Genomic DNA, 16786 nt, shown 5'->3' on the forward strand with positions numbered 1-16786 from the left:
AAAAAAAGAGCGAGCCATCTGTACGATGACCTGCTCTTTTTCTTCATTTTTGGGCCTGTGCCTTATCTTAATGACATTGACCCGGAGGGGTGTCTTTTTGGCATGTCTGTTATTTACCCGTAAATGATGGGTTGAATAACCGCTAAATGGTAGAAAAAAGGTTGTCAACTCGGTAAAATGTTTGTACCCCTACAAACTCAACCGAAAGGTGACGACTCCCATGAAAAAGTCCATCACGATCCCGTTATCCTTCAAACGGTTGTGACACCGGAAGAAGTAGCAGCCGTAGCTGAAATGGCGGGTTACCACGACAAGGCGCGAAAATTTACGCTTCATACTTTGTTGCAATACTGGTGCGTTGCAACAATGCAAGAATGGTCAGGGTACCGGGCCGGAGCAGACTGTGCATCAGCCAGTGGTTTGCCTGCTGTTCACTATTCCAGTTTTTCGGGGAAAGCGGCACCGCTTCAAATCCAGTATATTTACTCATTAGTAACCACACAAGCGGTTTTAAGCCTGTTAGAGGTAATGGTTATACTATCGGCTAAACTGAAAGGAGGTGTGAAAATTGCGTGTCAGACCAATTATTATAGGGCTGGCTACACTGCTAGTGAGCTCATTCATCTTAATGGGCAGAATAAACGTTCAGGCTGCTGAGGGTAATCAAGTTAAACCAGTAACTGATACAGTAGAAGCGATTGTTCCTGATTATGTTTTGGAACGTCTAGACCATCCCGATGTAATTTATACAAAAGATGGAGTCTATGAAAAGCAACAACTGTCTGTATCAGAATTTAATCAAAACGAAGTTTCGTATGACGTTATAAAAACGACAGCCGAAACAGAAGTGATCGTTGTCTATGATGCAACTTATCTGAAAATAAGTGATAATAGTTTTTAGTAATACATGAGCAGCCCTAAAACGGGTTGCTTTTTGTATTGCGTCGACTGACACAACCCGATTCTCCGATTCTTCACGATCTGATCTGCCAATTGGGTACGGCTCAATGCCGTTCTAGCAAACATCACTGTGTAGTTATTTTTCATGATTACCAAGATCGCGAGATTCGGGTGGTTACCGATTTGATGCAGGTTACTGCCGAACGGATTGCTCTGATGTAAAAAGCACGTTGGCAAGTCGAGGTCTTTTTCCTCTGGATTAAGCAGCATTTGAATATTCCTACGCTCTTTGGTACCACCGAAAACGCCATGTACGGCCAACTTTTTGGAGCTCTGATCGCTTACGTCTTACTGAAATGGCTATTTGATACGGCTTCTGCCTCCTTGCCTCAGCACGCTAGCCTTACGTTTGCACGATTTGCTCGCCTATTTGTGCTGTCCATGTTGCCTGTTGAGTGGATGATCTGGTTTTCGTAATGTTTTCGAAAGGTAGAAGAAAACAGCCTGATGGTGATTCCCAGGATCATCTCATTGCCGAAATGGGATGGGGTGATCTTTTTATTTTATAATTGCGTGAACATAACAGAAGAAAATCTCATTTTCCGTACAGTTTCTCTTGATATTCTGCATGAATAGAGTAGTATAGGAGTATAAGTTATAAAAATATGAATCATTTCATACATATTTTAAATAAATGGAGGAGAAGCGAATGACGACTTACCGGGATCAGCGGATTGCGCATTACAAGTTCGACAATGCGAGCCATACAGGCAAGGACAGTTCAGGGCAGGGGAGAGACGGAAAGACTGCCGGCAGCAATCCGCCGGAGATTGGGGCCGTCGCTGGCAGACCGGCTGTCATATTAAAGGGAGGACGGGGCGGTTCATCCTATCTTGAGCTGCCTGCTGATCTGCTGCAAAGTGTAAGCGATAACACAGGCGTTTCAGTAACGGCCTGGATTAATCTGAACAGGGGAACGAGCGTGTGGGAGCGGCTCTTCGATTTCGGCAAGGGCGAACAAGGGCCGTATTTGTTCCTGACCCGCAATCTGCGCGGCACGCTGTCCTCCGGCGGGGACTTGACGGTGGACCCCGGCAGGGGCTTCCCATCCGGCGAATGGCTGCATGTTGCGCTGTCGGTTACCGGCACGAAAGGCGGAACACTCAGCAGCGCGGGCCCGGTTATCTACGTGAACGGAGAACTGATCGCCGACGGCTCGATCAGCCAGACCTCAAGCGGCAACTACGCCCAGCTACGCCGCTGGTTCGCGGCCTTTGAAGATCCGGACAGCTACAGCCGGAATTATCTGGGCCGCTCGCAGTACGGGGCCGATGACGATTTGACCGGGGCTCTGTCGGACATGCGCATCTATGCCGCGGGCTTAACCGAGGATGAAGTGATCGAGGTCATGTGCGACTCCTTGAGTGATGACGAGATTATCCGGCTGGCCCGCGACAAGTACCTGACGTTTCCGGCGAATATCATAACCCGGGACGTGGCGCTGCCTCAGACGCTGATGGGCGGCAAGGTCAAAGCCGACTGGATTTCCAGCTATCCGGAAGCACTCTCTCACAGCGGGCAGGTACAGCCGATTGCTTCCGCCGCCGCAGTGACGCTTACGGCGGTGCTGACCCGGGGCGACAGCTCTTTGGAGAAGAGCTTCGACGTGTCGGTCGTTCCGCAGGGCGTGCCGCCCTATACGCTGACGATCCACGGCAACAAGGAAATCGCCGATGTCAGCGAAGTCATGTACGGCTTGTTCTACGAAGACATCAACAACGCGGCGGATGGCGGCATCTATGCGGAGCTTGTGCAGAACCGCTCCTTCGAATCCTTCGCGTTCGACACGTATTCGCATGCATCGGGCGAATGCGGCTGCTCGACGGGCCGGACCCGCGATCCGCTGTTCGCCTGGTCCGGCGACACGGACAAGATGACGCCGCAGTCTTCCGGCGGCTTGAATGAGTTCTTCGGCGTGGACGATCCAGACGCGAACGCCTATTACGTCACGGTCGCGGACGGAGCGACCATTCGCAACCGGGGCTTCGCCGACGCCAACGGACACTGCGCGATGTCGATCCTGGAAGGCGCCAGGTATGACTTTACCATATGGGCAAAGGCCGAGTCGGCGGGAAGCATTACGCTCCAGCTTCAGAGACCGGACGGCTCTCCCATCAGCGTTGCGGTTACGCTTGAAGTCGAAGGCGGCGGCAAGTGGAAAAAATACGGCACAGACCGCACGCTCGTCCTTACCGGAACAAGCACCAAACTGGGCCAGCTTGAACTGACTTTTGCCGGAGACATCTCCATCGACATGGTTTCGCTCATGCCCCAGGAGGTATGGGGCGCCAGGAAAGAAGAACGCTCGCCGTCGGCCCACGCCAACTATCTTGGCAATCCGAACTATCGTCTGCGTCCGGATCTCGTGAACGCGCTCGTCAATCTGCATCCGAAGTTTTTGCGCTTCCCGGGCGGCTGCATCTCCGAAGGCTCCTTCATCTGGGAGAACGTCTATGACTGGAAGGACTCCGTCGGACGCATCGAGCTTCGCAAGGAGAACTATAACGTCTGGGGCTACATGATGACGATGGGTCTCGGGTACATGGAATACTTCCAGCTCGCCGAGGACCTGAACGCCCTGCCGCTGCCCGTCATGGCCTGCGGAGTGCTGTGCCAGGCGCGTTCGGATTACGCCCATCCGGCTGGGGGCAAACTGCGGGATTACTACATCAAGAACTTCACGGACCTGATCGATTTCGCCATCAGCACTGATTTTCAGCATAATGAATGGGCGGCGCTGCGCAGAGAAATGGGGCATGGGGCTCCATTCAAGCTTCACTATCTCGGCGTGGGGAACGAGAACTGGGGCACGGAGTTTTTTGCCAATTTCGAGGTGTTCAAGACGGCGATTGATGCGTATATGGAGGAGCAATATCCCGGCTACGAGCTGCATATTATCTCTACTGTCGGCGCCCAGGCGGACGATGATGCCTATCAGCAGGGCTGGAAGTTCCTGAACGGCGATCTGAAAGGATCTGCGAAGGTCGCTTTTGCGGACGGCCATGAGGTCATCGAAGAGACGGTAACCTGGTACGCCAAGCAGCCGAACTATATGGATACGATCGCAGATGAGCATTACTACCGCTCCAACGACTATCTGCTGCGCAATGCGGACCGTTACAACTACTATTACCGGGCGTACAACGGGGACGGCAGCATCAACTGGAAGGAGACCTCCAAAGTCTTCGTCGGAGAGTATGCGTCCACGGACAAAAACACGCTCGCAGGCGCGGTGGCTGAAGCGGCATTGATGACCGGCTTTGAGAACAATGCCGACGTTGTCCGCCTGGCGGCCTACGCTCCGCTGTTCAACAAGGTGCTGACGGACGGCACCTACCGCTGGACCCCGGACTGCATCTGGTTCGATGATGAGACGGTTTGGTTCACGCCGAACTACTATGTGCAGCAGCTCTACGCCAAGTACATCGGGCACACGGTGCTTGGAACGTCCTTCTCCACTTACCGGCAGGGCCGGGTGATGGAGCTGAAGCCGCATGGCGGAATCGAGCTTGCAACAGGCAGCGCGGAGGTGCTGGTGAAGCGCGTGACGGTCACCTCGAACAAGGATGGCGGTGTGCTGCTCGATCAGCATTTTGCCGAGCCGCTGAGTCCGCTGTGGCAGACCATTCCCGGATCGGTGGGCTATACGGTCCAGGAAGGCGAAGGAATTGTGCTGAAGGCCCAGGATAACGGCCTGAACGGTCTGTATATCCTGAATGAGGACTGGTCGGATTACACCGTTACGACGGTTTTGTCCAAAATAAGCGGTCAGGACGGCTTCACCATCGGTGCGGGCCTGACCGATATTGCCCCGGCGAACAAGGATGTGCTGGAGTATGCGGTCGGGTTCGGCGGCAGCACCACAGGCGTGAAGGTGTTCAAGCAAGGCGTTGAGGCTTATACGCTCGGCGATTATTCCTCCAGCACAGCGGCGGGCAATCTTAGAGCGGCGTGTTACGAACCGCTTGCCTGTATGACGGAGTATACGGTGACTGTCAATTACGGCGGTGAGACGGGCGATCGGCTGATTTGCTCCTACACGGACGGCGAGACGGCGAGCCGCGCTCTGGATTATAAGCTGGAAGCCTACAACAAGGAAGTCTTCCATTCGGTTACGAAGGATGACCGGCAGGTGTACGTGAAGCTGGTGAATGCGGACGGGGTGGATAAGAGAACCGAGCTGATTCTGGAGACTGTGGATGTTCAGGCGGAGGCGGAGCTGATCACGTTAACCGGCGAGGCTTCGCTGGTTAACGTGCCGAATGTGAACAAGAAGAATGACGAGAAGATTGCGCCGGTGAGACGTCAAATTACGCTCGACGGACCATCTGTGACTCTGGATTTGCCTGCCCATTCGGTACAAGTACTGATACTCCAGCTGGCAAAATAGAGAGCTTCGGGCCCGGCGCCGACCAAGGAGCTGTTCGACCAGCCGCTGCATCCTTATTCCTGGGCGCTGATGTCGGCGGTTCCGGTTCCCGAACCCGGACGATGCAAGGAGCTTGTGGTCATCCGGGAGATCTGCTGATCCCGATAATCCTCCGGGGGGCTTTGAATGAAGCCCCGGAGGCTGCGCTCCGAAAATTCCTATTGTCCTTCTCTATGAATTGTGTTATATTATTTCTCGTGGCTGCATGATTAGTGCTCCTGCGAGCGGTCGTGGCGGAATTGGCAGACGCGCACGGTTCAGGTCCGTGTGGGCTAACCCCCCGTGGAGGTTCGAGTCCTCTCGACCGCANTCAAGCTTCACCTTAAACCCTTCTCGATGATGAAGGGTTTTTACTTTTTTCGTACACCTTTCAATATGGATACAGGAATGGGGGGGATGGGCGCTCGCTCGTGAGCCGGAGGTTCACCGCGCGCCGCACCCGGTTTCTATAAAGACTGATTGAGCAGAGGCACGCATGTCTGGATTGTGCGTCCGTGAGAGTCCTTCACCTCGGTCAATCTGACTTCTATTCCATAAGCTGCTTTCAGATTTTGTTCGGTCACCACATCGGCCGCTTCACCGAAGAGAAAGCCCTGATTTCGAATCATAAGCGCGACTTTGGTTGAACAGAGGAATGCGTGGTCGGGGGAATGGGAGGTCATCAGGATTCCCAGCCCTTTTCGGGACAGCCGCTGGACTTCCTCCAATACACGGACTTGATTGCCGAAATCCAGATTGGCAGTTGGCTCGTCCATAATGAGCAGCTTGGGCTCCTGGGCAAGGGCTCTTGCGATCAGAACAAGCTGGCGTTCTCCCCCGCTGATTTGCGTATAGTCTTTGCGGGCCAGGTGAGAAATGCGAAGATCATCCAGCATCTGGGCAGCCAGCGCCCTATCCTTGTTCGACGGAGAAGACAGCATTCCGATATGGGCGGTCCTGCCCATCAGGACGACATCCAGCACTTTATAGGCAAAAGGCGGTGTATGGGCCTGAGGCACGTAACTGACAATTTTGGCGAGAACCCGAGGCGGTAAGGAAGCCATGTTCTGCCCGTCCAGCCGGATTTCGCCCTGGATCAGCGGCAGGAAGCCCAGAATGCTCTTGAACAGGGTTGTCTTGCCCGCACCGTTTGGTCCGAGCAGACAGACCATATCTCCGGTCCGCACCGAGAAGGTTATATTCCGGACAATTTCCGTTCCGTTATAACCGCAGGTTGCATCCACGATATCGAGTTTCATGAAATCACTCTTTTCCGGAATCTAAATATGTTTAATTATAATTAAATATAATGATAGAGATATAAATATAATATGAAAAATGTTCTACAGTGCGGCTGACAGGTCGGAGCTTGAGTTAACCGGGGCTTGACTCCGGGTCCGGCAAATTCATTCAGAAAAGAAGTGAGGGCATTGATACAGCCAAATGCAAACGTGAAACAAGGATTCCTGGACAAATATTTCTCCGGTCAGGCGATCGATTACCGGCAGGTCATCGCGCTCTTCATACCGGTTCTGATTGACCAGATCTTTGTAGTAGGGCTTAACCTGATCAATACGGCCATGATCAGCTCGGCGGGCGTTGCGGCAATCAGCGCGGTCAATATGATCGATTCGATTAATATTTTTCTGATCAGCGTGTTCATTGCGGTGTCGACTGGCGGTACGGTGGTCGTGGCTCAATATAAAGGCAGCGGCAACGATGCCATGGTCTCCAAGGCGACCGCAGGAACCGTGTCCTCTGTATCCTTGCTGGCGTTTGTTATCGGCCTGTTCGGCATTCTGTTTCATGGCCCGTTGCTGAATATTCTGTTCGGGGCCGCCGATCCGGATGTCATGTCCAACGCCCGCATATACCTGATCGGCAGCAGCATTTCGTACCTTGGCATTGCGGTGGTGGAGGCGGTCTGCGGCGCGATGCGGGGCATCGGCCGGACCCGGGCGTCGCTTGTGTTGTCGCTGATCATGAATCTGGTGTATGTCGCGCTTAACCTGATCTTTATCAACCTAATGCATATGGGCATTCACGGCATGACGCTTTCCATCAATATCGCCCGCTATTTGGGGGCTTTCTGCGCACTCTTCTATTTGCTCCGGATGGACAGCAGCCTGCGGATCCAGCTCCGGGATATTATCTCCGTCAACCTGTCCATGCTCAAGCGGATCATGTTCATCGGCATGCCGTTCGCTGCGGAGCAGATGTTCTTTAATGGGGGCAAAATCCTGACCCAAATCTTTATCGTCAGCATGGGCACCTATGCCATTGCCATCAATGCGATAGCCGCCTCCTTCGCGGGGGTCATGCAGATTCCAGCCAATGCGCTGTCCATTACGATCATTACGGTGGTCGGCCAGTGCATGGGGCGGGGAGATGTCGGGGATGCGAAGAAGTTCGTCAAATCTTTTATTGCAGTGTCCTCGCTTTCCTTTGTAGTCATGGGACTGCTCGTTCTCCCGTTCTTTCACCCGATCCTGACCTTGTTCCATCCGCCAGCCGAAATTGTGGATGATATCTTCCTGATCGTACTGATCAATACGATTGCGCAGGTTCCGCTCTGGTCCATCAGCTTCGTCGTGCCTTCGGCGCTTCGGGCGGCGGGAGACTCCAAATATACGTCGATCGTCTCCATGCTGTCCATGTGGCTGTTCCGCATCGTGCTCGGCTACCTGCTCGGCATCGTGTTCCATATGGGAATTCTCGGCGTATGGCTCGCAATGGACTGTGAATGGGCAATCCGGGGCAGCATTTTCTTCAAACGGTTCCTTGGTCAAAAATGGTACAGACACCGCGTTATATAGCGTCCTTATTCCGGTAGAGATTATATGAGAAGCTTCATTGCGCCGCCTGGCGGCAGCCCTTAAGATGGGAAGATCAATCGTCTTGGGGAGGTGCCGGGGTGGCGCATATTATTTTCTATACCAAAGCAGGATGCCGGGGAGGCATTCGGCAGAAGGAATTGCTTCAAAGCTTCGGGCATACGGTGGAGGAACGTTCCCTGCTGGACGAGAAATGGAGCCCGGAGACGCTGCGGCCTTATCTGGCCGGGCATACGGTGGAGGAATGGTTCAATCCGAACGCTCCTGCCGTCAAGGAGGGCCGGGTCGTTCCGGGAGTACTTTCCCCGGAGGAGACGCTTCTGCTGCTGTGCAGCGATCCGATTCTGATCAAGCGTCCGCTGATGAATATCGAAGGGCGGCTCGTGGCCGGTTTCGACGACAATGTGATCAAGGAGTCTGGACTCGGCGAGGTGCCCCAGGGCTACCAGACCGGCTGCCAGATGAGCGATCAGGCCGGTGCCTGTTCTTCCTGATTCAACTTCAATAATATGGACTTAAGGGCTGGCCGGAAGCATCCGGCCAGCCCTTTTGCTGAAATATAAGAATGTATTAACTGCGCGCTTATCACAGCCTTCTATTTCTCGGTAAACGCATGGCGTCCAAGGGCGGCGTAAGGCGTTTATCCTTGGCTGGAGCCAGGTCCTAATGTCAGCATAGCTGCCGCTCTTTCCGACGCTTTCTTGAACGGTCTTGGGTTTTCGATGCTCAGGCGATATAGTGTTGTTCATAACCTGGATGCAGGAAGGGGAGAAGAGACCATATGGCGAAGCGGGTAGCGCTCGGGAGCAGCGACGGAGAGTGGATCGATCAGCATTTCGGAAGCTGCGAGCAGTTTGTCGTCTACGATATCTCGGAGGAAGAAGAGTGGAGACTGGTAGAGGTTCGCCGTACCGGGACGGACGGCTTCACCGGCAAACACAGTGAAGAGCAGCTGAAGAAGCTGCTGGAGCTGGTGTCTGATTGCGGCCTTGTGCTGGTCAGCCGGATCGGCATGGGAATAGGAGAGGAACTGAAGGAGCGCGGCATTGCGTTCAGCACCGATTACATCTCCCTGAAGCATGCGCAGGATAAGCTGAAGGGAGCCTGATCCCGAGCGAGGCGGTTGCGCCCGTCATGAGATCAGGCTCTGATAGGATCGGCCCCCTTCCCGGTTTCATGTGGGGAAGGGGGCCGATTTGGGTTCACTGATTGCGGCCGGCGGCATAGAGCATCCGGCCTGACGCAGTTACATGCCCGGCTTGCTCCCCGCCGCCTGGGCGGGCAGGGCCGCCGCCGGAAGCAGCTCGCCGTACACGCCGAGCATCTCCTCTGCCACGCGTCCGACGTGGTAGTTCTCGAGGTTCGCGGCGGCGCGGGTCCGGTAGCGCTGGCGCAGCACATCATCGCCAAGCAGCTTGCTGATCGCTCCGGCCAGCGACTTCGGCTCCCGGGGCGGCACGAGCAGGCCGGCTTCCCCGTGATCGAGCGCCTCGGGGATACCGTCTACGCCCGTAGCGACGATGGCGCAGCCCGATTGGCGAGCTTCGATCAGCACAAGCCCGAACGGCTCCTTGTGCGAGGCGAGCACGAAGATCTCCGCCGCCTTCATCCAGCGGCGCGGGTCTGATTGAAAGCCCGCGAAGATGATGCGGTCTGCCGCAGGAGAGGCTGCGGCCCGCTCCTCGAACTTCGCCCGGTCCGGACCGTCGCCTACGATGTACAGCCTGGCGGCGGGATGCTCCTGGGCCGTCAGGTTAAAGGCATCGATCAGGTCGGCGATGCCCTTGCGCTCATACATGCCGGCTACCGTTACGATGGGCCGGCCCTCCAGCTGCACGGCGGCAGGGTCCGAGTCGCGCGGACTGCCGATCGTTCCGTTCAGGATGACGCGCAGCTTGTCCCTGTTGACGCCCCGTCCTTCCATCGCTTGCGATACCGCCTGACTCACCGCGATCACCCGGTCGCCCACCTTCATGAAATCGGCACTCTTCTGAAATTCATTATGGACATGGGTCACGATCTTGTACTTGCGGAACCCCTTGAGGTAGCGGGCCAGCACAGCGCCTGTCATCATATGGGCGTGGATGATGTCCGGTGAGAAATCGGCGACCATCTTCCGGAAATGAAAAACAGCCCGCATGATCTGAGCGGGCTTCCGGGTCTGGTCGAGGCGGAAATGGCGGATGCCATGCTGGGCCAGAAGATCTTCGTAATGGCCGCCCGCCGACATGACCGCCACCTGATGATTTCTTGACGCCTGCTCGCAGGCCAGGTCGATCATGACGTTGACGATGCCGTTGCCCGTCTCCTTGACATGATTGGCAATGTGAAGAATACGCATCAGGTTCTCCTCCTTTATACCGGATGTTTCTCGCTTTCGACGATGTACACGGGCTTCTGCTTCTTCTCCGTGCGGTGCAGCTCATAGAGCTTGATTTCCTTCAGAAACTCATAGTACATCCAGAAGAAAGCGACGCTGAATCCGGCAACGCCTTTCGTAATCATTTTACGGACAAACAAGGTATACACGAGCTTCGCCGGGGGTCTGAACAGCAGTCTCATCAGACTGAAAGGGCGTTGTCTGTCGAAGTCCTTCCGGGCCTCGAGATCGGTATACTTGTTAAATCGCTGCACATGATCCCCGATGCTGCGGTAACCGTGGTGCCAGAGCACACCCTCCAGAACGGGAACGCTGGACGGGTCCACGTCAGGTCCTTCGTGCACAAGCACATCCTTCATCGCAACCTCGTCTTTTTTGTAGAGCCGTACGATATTTTCACCCTTCGGCATCCATTTACCCATGAAATCCCCGATCCGGTATATGTTATAGGCCTTGATGCCATCCTCCGGACGAGCTATCCAATCCTGAAGCGATTTCTGCAGCTCTGCGCTAACCTCTTCATCCGAATCGATAAAGAAGATCCAGTTGTTCCGGGCCTGGTCAGCTCCGAAGATGCGCTGCTTGGCGTAGCCCGGCCATGGGTTATGATAGACATCGCAGCCCAGCCGCTCCGCGATCGCAACCGTTCCATCCGTGCTTCCTCCATCGACGACGACAATTTCGTCCGCGAAAGAACGGCAGGACAGGATGGCCTGCTCAATTTTTTCCTCCTCATTCTGTGTGATGATGACGACGGACAACGGTTTGCAGTCAGTCAATGTTCGGTTCACCTCTTTGGTTCTTGGATTTTCTGGTACCCGAAAAACGTGTTTTAACTCTAGTTTAAAGCTTGAACAGGGTGGGGTATATACCTCCATAGTGCACCTTCTTTACCACCTAGGTATAGGATTTTGCTCCTGTATTTCCCCTTTTGGACCTAATCACATAATTGTAACCATTATCCGAAAAAGATTTGGGTTTTCCATAATGCGGCATTGAAGGGATGAAAATTAAATATGTATATAATCCTATCAAGAAAGACGTTTATATAATGACGTGGCGTATAAAATAGTCGATATTTTCGCAGCGCGGGCTTCACGTATGAGCAGTTATACGACTGTAGCGCCTCTGCGGACGGTCTGTGGCATGATACTTGAGCGGCTTCATGGTCTTCCGCAGTGAACCGGCCGCAGTCTAAGGGATAACGGTTAGCCACCCACCCATAACGAAAGAAGCGTCCGGCCTGTCGGCGGGACGCTTCTTTCGTTATGCGGCTGAATCAGGAAGGCCGAGGCTGTCGATTGCAGGGGCGCCGCCGATACCTTGGCCGACTAGGATTTGAGTAGTGAATCCGTTGGTAAGGGGACTTACCCCGAAATTTGAATCGGTCATACTTTCAAGCCGGGCGGCCTGTTGCGGGGAGAGCAGCCCGTGACCTCCTGCATTGCCTTTATCCCGCCAGTTGTCTGCCGTCATAAACGTACGTCTTCTCCTGGCCGTCGACGACGGTGCGTAAGTGCACACTCCGGCCCCAGAGCCGGTATACCATCGGGAGCGTGCGCTCCACGTATTTGCGGTCCAGCTCCAGGCCCTCGAAGCGGTTGTCGATCAGAAGCTCGCCCCGGCCGTGAAGGTCGTCATCCTTGATCGTGAGATAGGGGAACCCGCCGTTGGTGCGGGAGCGGATCAGGTTGTCCTTGATTTCATTGACATCCTTGGCCGTCACCCGGTAGACGCTGTCCTCCCGCTTGAAGACGAACAGATCCATTTCCTCGGCCAGCTCCTTCGTCAAATAGTTGCGGATGAACGAGACATCCGACTCGATCTCCCGAATCTCGAACAGAGCGTCCTGGCCCTGCTTCTTCTCGATATGCCGCAGCATCATCAGGCCGAGATAATACGGATTGATGCTTCCCGGAGAGGGCTGGATGACGCCGGCGTTCATCTTGGCGAACTCCACGATTTCCGAGTCACTGAGCTCAAGCTCCCGGACCAGCTTGAGATGCCAGTAGCTCGCCCAGCCCTCGTTCATGATCTTCGTCTCCATCTGGGGCCAGAAGTACAGCATTTCCGCCCGCAGCATGTACAGAATTTCGCGCTGCCACTCTTCCAAATACCGGCTGTTGCCGGCGATATAGCCGATCACGTCCTTGATCCCGCCGTCGTTCTCACGAAATCCGTCGCTTGTGCCGAACCGGACGAAGGGGTCGACATGCTCCTGGATGGCGATTCCGGCATCCAGGAAGGCTTCGACCTCATCCGCGCCGTAATCATGGCTGAACGCCTCGATCCGGTCAGCGAAGACAGCCATGCGGTCGACCATTTTGCGGTCGGTGCCGGCGAACATCGCGTTATTCTTGAAGAAATCGCTGTGGCCCAGCACATGGGCCACGATCAGCTTGTTCTGCAGCAGCGTGTTGCTGTCCAGCAGAAACGCGTAGCAGGGATCGGAGTTGATGACGAGCTCGTAGATTTTGCTGAGGCCGTGATCGTATTCCATCTTCATACGCTGGTAGGCTTTGCCGAAGCTCCAGTGCGCGAACCGGGTCGGCATGCCGTAAGCCCCGATGGAATATAGCACCTCGGCCGGACATACCTGATAGCGCATCGGGAAGAAATCAAGCCCGCTTGCAAGCGCAAGCTCCGTCAGGCGCTCCGCCGCCTGCTCCAGCTGCTGTGCATCCTGTTCCAACATGATCGCCTGTCCCTCCTGACACGTATGAATTTGAGAATTTGATAAGTCTCAATGCGTATTATTTTGGCAGTCTCTATACGCTGGCAGAATCGGCACTCCATAAGATCAGCTCGCCGCCACTTCGTCGCCGAAGAATGCTTTCAGCGTCTTGAAGACATCCTCTTTCTCCTTGAGCACTGACCGGACGAAAGACGGCGAGTCGATGCCCGCCAGCGATTCCCACAGCCGTTTGTTCCCGTAAATATGCTGTCGGATCTCGCCGTAGCCGAGCATGTTGACCTTCTCCAGCAGTTCGCCCGCCAGCTTCATGGTAACCGGATTGTCGCTGTCCAGATTGTCTCCGTCGGAGAAATGGAAGGCATAGGCGTTGAACTGGCCGGGCGGATAATCGCTGTCCAGAATGCCCAGGGCCAGATCGTAGACCGAGGAGCATTTCGTCCCACCGCTTTCGCCTTTGCGAAAGAAGGATTCCTCGTCGACTTCCTTCGCCTCCGTGCAGTGCGACAGGAAGCGGATCTGCACGTTCTCGTACTTGGTCCGCAGGAAGCGGACCATCCAGAAGAAGAAGCTCCTTGCGACATATTTCTCGAAGGTGCCCATGGACCCCGAGGTGTCCATCATCGCCAGCACGACGGCCGAGGACTGGGGCTTCTGGATATCCTCCCAGGTCTTGAACCGGAGGTCGTCCCCGATAATGGGACCGAGGACAGGGACGGATGCCGCCGGCTCCGGGGCGAAGGCAGAGGGGAAGGAGGAGGCGCCGGCGGAAGCCGACCCAAGCCCAAGGGTGAGGCCGAGGGCGGTCAAATCGCCGCGGTATCCGCCGCCGCCATCCGGCACGGCTCCGCCATCTTCAGGCGCTTCCCAGCCGCCTGATTCGGACCAGGCGGCCGCTCCGCCGCCAGACAGGCCACTGCTCAGTGCCTGGCGCTTGATCGCCTCGAACAGCGTGCGTTTCTTGTCGACATTCGACATCATGCCCTGCTTGCGGACATCGTCGAACCGGACGTCCTCCACAGTCATATCTGGCGCCGTCTTCGGCTTGAGCCTCGGCAGCTTCAAATCCTCAAATACAAGCTCGGCCAGCTCGTCGATTGTCAGCTCGGCTTCGTAGTAGTCGACGCCGGGCTGGTCGCCGGCCTCGCCAGGACCCTTCCCCGGTCCCTGTCCCGGCGCGCCGGGATCGCCCTGGCCGGCCTTGCCGATGACATCGCCGACCTGTGTGCCGCCCTGCCCCTGCCCAACCTGGGGCTTGTCCCGGTTGTTGAACCGGAACTTCGGCTCGTCCAGGCTGCGGATTGGAACCTTGATCACCTTATCGCCCTGTGGCATGATGATCGACTCTTCACTTACGAGATCGGCGAGATTGTGCCGAATCGCTTCTTTTACCTTGCGCTTATGACGCTCCTGGTCGATTTCTCCCTTGCGGTGCAGCGACCAGTCGTCGCGCGCGATCACGAACAAGCGGTTGCTGCTGCTGTCCATGCCGCCCACCTCCCGGATTATCATGTGATATCAACGATTCAGCAGACTGAATACGGACCGGGCCATACTGCCCGTTACCGATTCAGCAAACTGAAACGGCACACGGGCTAGTCCCCCGGTTACCGATTCAGCAAACTTCCCACATACTTCATCAGCTCATTGGCGCAGGTCGCGCAGTAGCCGTGGTGTTCGATCAGGCGCTTCGAGACTTCGTTCATGCGCTTCACTTGGGTTTCGTCGGGGTTGAGGGTCGAGGTTGTGATTTTGATGACGTCCTTCAGGTCGGCGAACAGCTTCTTCTCGATGGCATCCTTCAGCGGCTCATGCGACGTATATTCGAACTGCCGTCCGCGGCGGGCGAACGACGAAATTTTGATCAGGATTTCCTCGCGGAAAGCCCGTTTCTGGTTCTCGGTAACGCCGATCTGCTCCTCGATAGAGCGCATCAGCTTCTCGTCGGGATCACGCTCCTCGGAGGTGATCGGGTCTTTCATCTTGTGGCCGCTGCAATAAGCCTCGACATTGTCCAGATAGTTGTTGAGCATCGTATGCGCCGATTCCTCGAACGAGTAGACGAACGCACGCTGCACTTCGGTCTTGGCTTTATGGTCGTACTCCTTGCGGGCCAGGGTGATGAGATTGAGCAGACGCTCGCGCTCTTCTCTGGAGATGGACGGATGCTGGTCAAGCCCCTCCTTGAGCGAGCGGAGCACATCCAGCGCATTGATGCAGGACTTGCTGCCTTTGATCAGGGCGCTGGAGATCCGGTTGATGACATACCGGGGATCAACGCCGGACATGCCTTCGTCGGGATGCTCGCGCATGAGCTCGTCCACATCGGCTTTCTTGACGCCGTCGACTTCCACGCCGTCGTAGAGATACATTTTTTTGACCAGATCGATTCCGGGCTTCTTGGGTTCTTTGAGACGGGACATGACGGTAAATACGGAGGCGGTCCAGAGCGCACCTGGCGCCAAATGCACCTGGTTGTTCAGCCCGGAGGCGTCTACCAGCTTGCGGTAAATGCGTTCTTCCTGTCCGGCTTTGAGATTGTAGGGTATGCGCATGACGATCATGCGGGAGTGGAGGGCTTCGTTCTTCTTATTGGAGATGAATGCGCGGTATTCGGTTTCGTTCGTATGAGCGATGATCAGTTCGTCGGCGGAGATGAGCGCAAAGCGTCCCGCTTTAAAATTGCCTTCCTGCGTCAGGGAGAGCAAATTCCATAGAAATTTCTCGTCGCATTTCAGGATTTCCTGAAATTCCATCAGGCCGCGATTGGCCTTATTAAGCTCCCCGTCGAACCTGTAGGCTCTGGGGTCCGATTCCGAACCGTAGCGGGTAATGGTTGAAAAATCAATGCTGCCGGTCAGATCGGCGATATCCTGCGACTTCGGATCGGAGGGAGCGAAGGTCCCGATTCCCGTCCGGTCGCTCTCGGAGAACAGCACCCGGACAACGGGCATCTCCTCAATTCGTCCGCCGTATTCCTGCTCCAGCGTCATCCTGCATACCGGGCAGAGGTCGCCTTCGATATGCACCCCGTATTCCTTGCGGAATTCCTCGCGAAGCTCGCGGGGGATCAGATGAAGCGGTTCCTCCTGCATCGGGCAGCCTTTAATGGCATACACGGCGCCTTCCGGCGTGCGGGTGAAGGATTCCAGACCGTTCTTCATCAGCGTGACAAGTGTCGATTTGCCGCCGCTCACCGGCCCCATGAGAAGCAGGAGGCGCTTGCGGACGTCAAGCCGCTGGGCTGAAGGCCGGAAGTATTCTTCCACAAGCAGTTGAATCGCGTCTTCGAGACCGAAGAGTGTTCCGCTGAAGAACGCATATTCTCTTCGTCCGTCTCCCAGCTCGGTGATGCCTGCCGCCTCGATCATCCGGTAGACCAGTTCGTGCGATGTCCCGGCGATTCGCGGATTCTCTCTAACGAGCTGCAAGTAATCGAGAAAAGTGCCCTCCCAGTTGAGGTCGTTCTCTTTGTCCCGATACGTTAACAATTTTTCCAAGAACGTCATGCT

General features: G+C 55.4%; 14 protein-coding genes, 1 tRNA gene and 1 pseudogene. 8 read left to right on the plus strand and 8 right to left on the minus strand.

What is annotated here, in order from left to right; genetic code table 11:
- Positions 1–189: 189 nt before the first annotated feature.
- Together KIH86_RS26575 and KIH86_RS26580 are read right to left on the minus strand one after the other, a co-directional pair.
- Entirely contained in the window at positions 190–336 is a 147-nt protein-coding gene (locus KIH86_RS26575; protein WP_223110759.1) for a hypothetical protein, read from the minus strand.
- The gene (locus KIH86_RS26580) at positions 326–490 is read right to left on the minus strand and encodes a hypothetical protein (RefSeq protein ID WP_223084538.1); all 165 of its coding nucleotides are present in this window, start codon (positions 488–490) and stop codon (positions 326–328) included. The genes KIH86_RS26575 and KIH86_RS26580 overlap by 11 nt, the downstream gene beginning before the upstream one ends.
- A gap of 78 nt (positions 491–568) precedes the next feature.
- Here KIH86_RS26580 and KIH86_RS26585 point away from each other — a divergent pair, with 78 nt between their 5' ends.
- The 5 genes and pseudogenes from KIH86_RS26585 to KIH86_RS26605 all read left to right on the plus strand — a co-directional run bounded on the left by KIH86_RS26585 (position 569) and on the right by KIH86_RS26605 (position 5698).
- Positions 569–901 (plus strand): hypothetical protein, encoded by a 333-nt coding sequence (locus tag KIH86_RS26585; RefSeq protein ID WP_223084537.1) that lies wholly within the window; start codon positions 569–571, stop codon positions 899–901.
- A 233-nt stretch (positions 902–1134) separates the two neighbouring features.
- Positions 1135–1377: pseudogene (locus tag KIH86_RS30235) on the plus strand (IS4 family transposase); the annotation flags it as partial.
- A gap of 232 nt (positions 1378–1609) precedes the next feature.
- Positions 1610–5350, plus strand: a complete 3741-nt coding sequence (locus KIH86_RS26595; protein ID WP_223084536.1) for an alpha-L-arabinofuranosidase C-terminal domain-containing protein — start codon at positions 1610–1612, stop codon at positions 5348–5350.
- A 45-nt stretch (positions 5351–5395) separates the two neighbouring features.
- A complete protein-coding gene (locus tag KIH86_RS26600; protein ID WP_235775625.1) occupies positions 5396–5488 on the plus strand; it encodes a hypothetical protein in 93 nt (30 codons plus the stop codon).
- A gap of 125 nt (positions 5489–5613) precedes the next feature.
- A tRNA-Leu gene (locus KIH86_RS26605) sits at positions 5614–5698 on the plus strand.
- A 137-nt stretch (positions 5699–5835) separates the two neighbouring features.
- Here KIH86_RS26605 and KIH86_RS26610 read toward each other — a convergent pair.
- On the minus strand, positions 5836–6627 hold the full coding sequence (locus tag KIH86_RS26610; RefSeq protein WP_223084535.1) for an ABC transporter ATP-binding protein: 792 nt from the start codon (positions 6625–6627) through the stop codon (positions 5836–5838).
- A gap of 192 nt (positions 6628–6819) precedes the next feature.
- Between KIH86_RS26610 and KIH86_RS26615 the strand changes: the two genes are divergently transcribed.
- The 3 genes from KIH86_RS26615 to KIH86_RS26625 all read left to right on the plus strand — a co-directional run bounded on the left by KIH86_RS26615 (position 6820) and on the right by KIH86_RS26625 (position 9310).
- Positions 6820–8184, plus strand: coding sequence for an MATE family efflux transporter (locus tag KIH86_RS26615; RefSeq protein WP_235775619.1), 1365 nt, complete (start codon positions 6820–6822; stop codon positions 8182–8184).
- A gap of 98 nt (positions 8185–8282) precedes the next feature.
- Positions 8283–8696 carry an ArsC/Spx/MgsR family protein gene (locus KIH86_RS26620; RefSeq protein WP_223084533.1) on the plus strand — a complete coding sequence of 138 codons (414 nt, stop codon included), beginning with the start codon at positions 8283–8285 and terminating at the stop codon, positions 8694–8696.
- A gap of 287 nt (positions 8697–8983) precedes the next feature.
- A complete protein-coding gene (locus KIH86_RS26625) occupies positions 8984–9310 on the plus strand; it encodes a NifB/NifX family molybdenum-iron cluster-binding protein (RefSeq protein WP_223084532.1) in 327 nt (108 codons plus the stop codon).
- A 138-nt stretch (positions 9311–9448) separates the two neighbouring features.
- On the opposite strand, the gene KIH86_RS26630 is transcribed toward KIH86_RS26625, so the two are convergent.
- The 5 genes from KIH86_RS26630 to KIH86_RS26650 form a co-directional block, all read right to left on the minus strand.
- Complete coding sequence (locus KIH86_RS26630; protein ID WP_223084531.1) at positions 9449–10543, minus strand: glycosyltransferase family 4 protein; 1095 nt, start codon at positions 10541–10543, stop codon at positions 9449–9451.
- Between the two features lie 14 nt (positions 10544–10557).
- Positions 10558–11361, minus strand: coding sequence for a glycosyltransferase family 2 protein (locus KIH86_RS26635; RefSeq protein WP_235775620.1), 804 nt, complete (start codon positions 11359–11361; stop codon positions 10558–10560).
- A 671-nt stretch (positions 11362–12032) separates the two neighbouring features.
- Positions 12033–13277 (minus strand): SpoVR family protein, encoded by a 1245-nt coding sequence (locus KIH86_RS26640; protein WP_223084529.1) that lies wholly within the window; start codon positions 13275–13277, stop codon positions 12033–12035.
- A 105-nt stretch (positions 13278–13382) separates the two neighbouring features.
- Positions 13383–14762, minus strand: a complete 1380-nt coding sequence (locus tag KIH86_RS26645; RefSeq protein WP_262416489.1) for a DUF444 family protein — start codon at positions 14760–14762, stop codon at positions 13383–13385.
- Between the two features lie 119 nt (positions 14763–14881).
- Entirely contained in the window at positions 14882–16783 is a 1902-nt protein-coding gene (locus KIH86_RS26650; protein ID WP_223084528.1) for a PrkA family serine protein kinase, read from the minus strand.
- Between the last annotated feature and the right edge of the window lie 3 nt (positions 16784–16786).

The sequence above is a fragment of the Paenibacillus sinensis genome (assembly GCF_019904155.1).
Lineage (GTDB): Bacteria > Bacillota > Bacilli > Paenibacillales > Paenibacillaceae > Paenibacillus_AQ > Paenibacillus_AQ sinensis.

Bases quoted from the DNA above. Each gene is read 5' to 3' on its own strand.
- KIH86_RS26580 (WP_223084538.1), bottom strand. From the start codon at position 490: ATGAGTAAATATACTGGATTTGAAGCGGTGCCGCTTTCCCCGAAAAAC.
- KIH86_RS26575 (WP_223110759.1), bottom strand. From the start codon at position 336: ATGAAGCGTAAATTTTCGCGCCTTGTCGTGGTAACCCGCCATTTCAGC.
- KIH86_RS26625 (WP_223084532.1), top strand. From the start codon at position 8,984: ATGGCGAAGCGGGTAGCGCTCGGGAGCAGCGACGGAGAGTGGATCGAT.
- KIH86_RS26640 (WP_223084529.1), bottom strand. From the start codon at position 13,277: ATGTTGGAACAGGATGCACAGCAGCTGGAGCAGGCGGCGGAGCGCCTG.
- KIH86_RS26650 (WP_223084528.1), bottom strand. From the start codon at position 16,783: ATGACGTTCTTGGAAAAATTGTTAACGTATCGGGACAAAGAGAACGAC.
- KIH86_RS26595 (WP_223084536.1), top strand. From the start codon at position 1,610: ATGACGACTTACCGGGATCAGCGGATTGCGCATTACAAGTTCGACAAT.
- KIH86_RS26630 (WP_223084531.1), bottom strand. From the start codon at position 10,543: ATGCGTATTCTTCACATTGCCAATCATGTCAAGGAGACGGGCAACGGC.
- KIH86_RS26645 (WP_262416489.1), bottom strand. From the start codon at position 14,762: ATGGACAGCAGCAGCAACCGCTTGTTCGTGATCGCGCGCGACGACTGG.
- KIH86_RS26610 (WP_223084535.1), bottom strand. From the start codon at position 6,627: ATGAAACTCGATATCGTGGATGCAACCTGCGGTTATAACGGAACGGAA.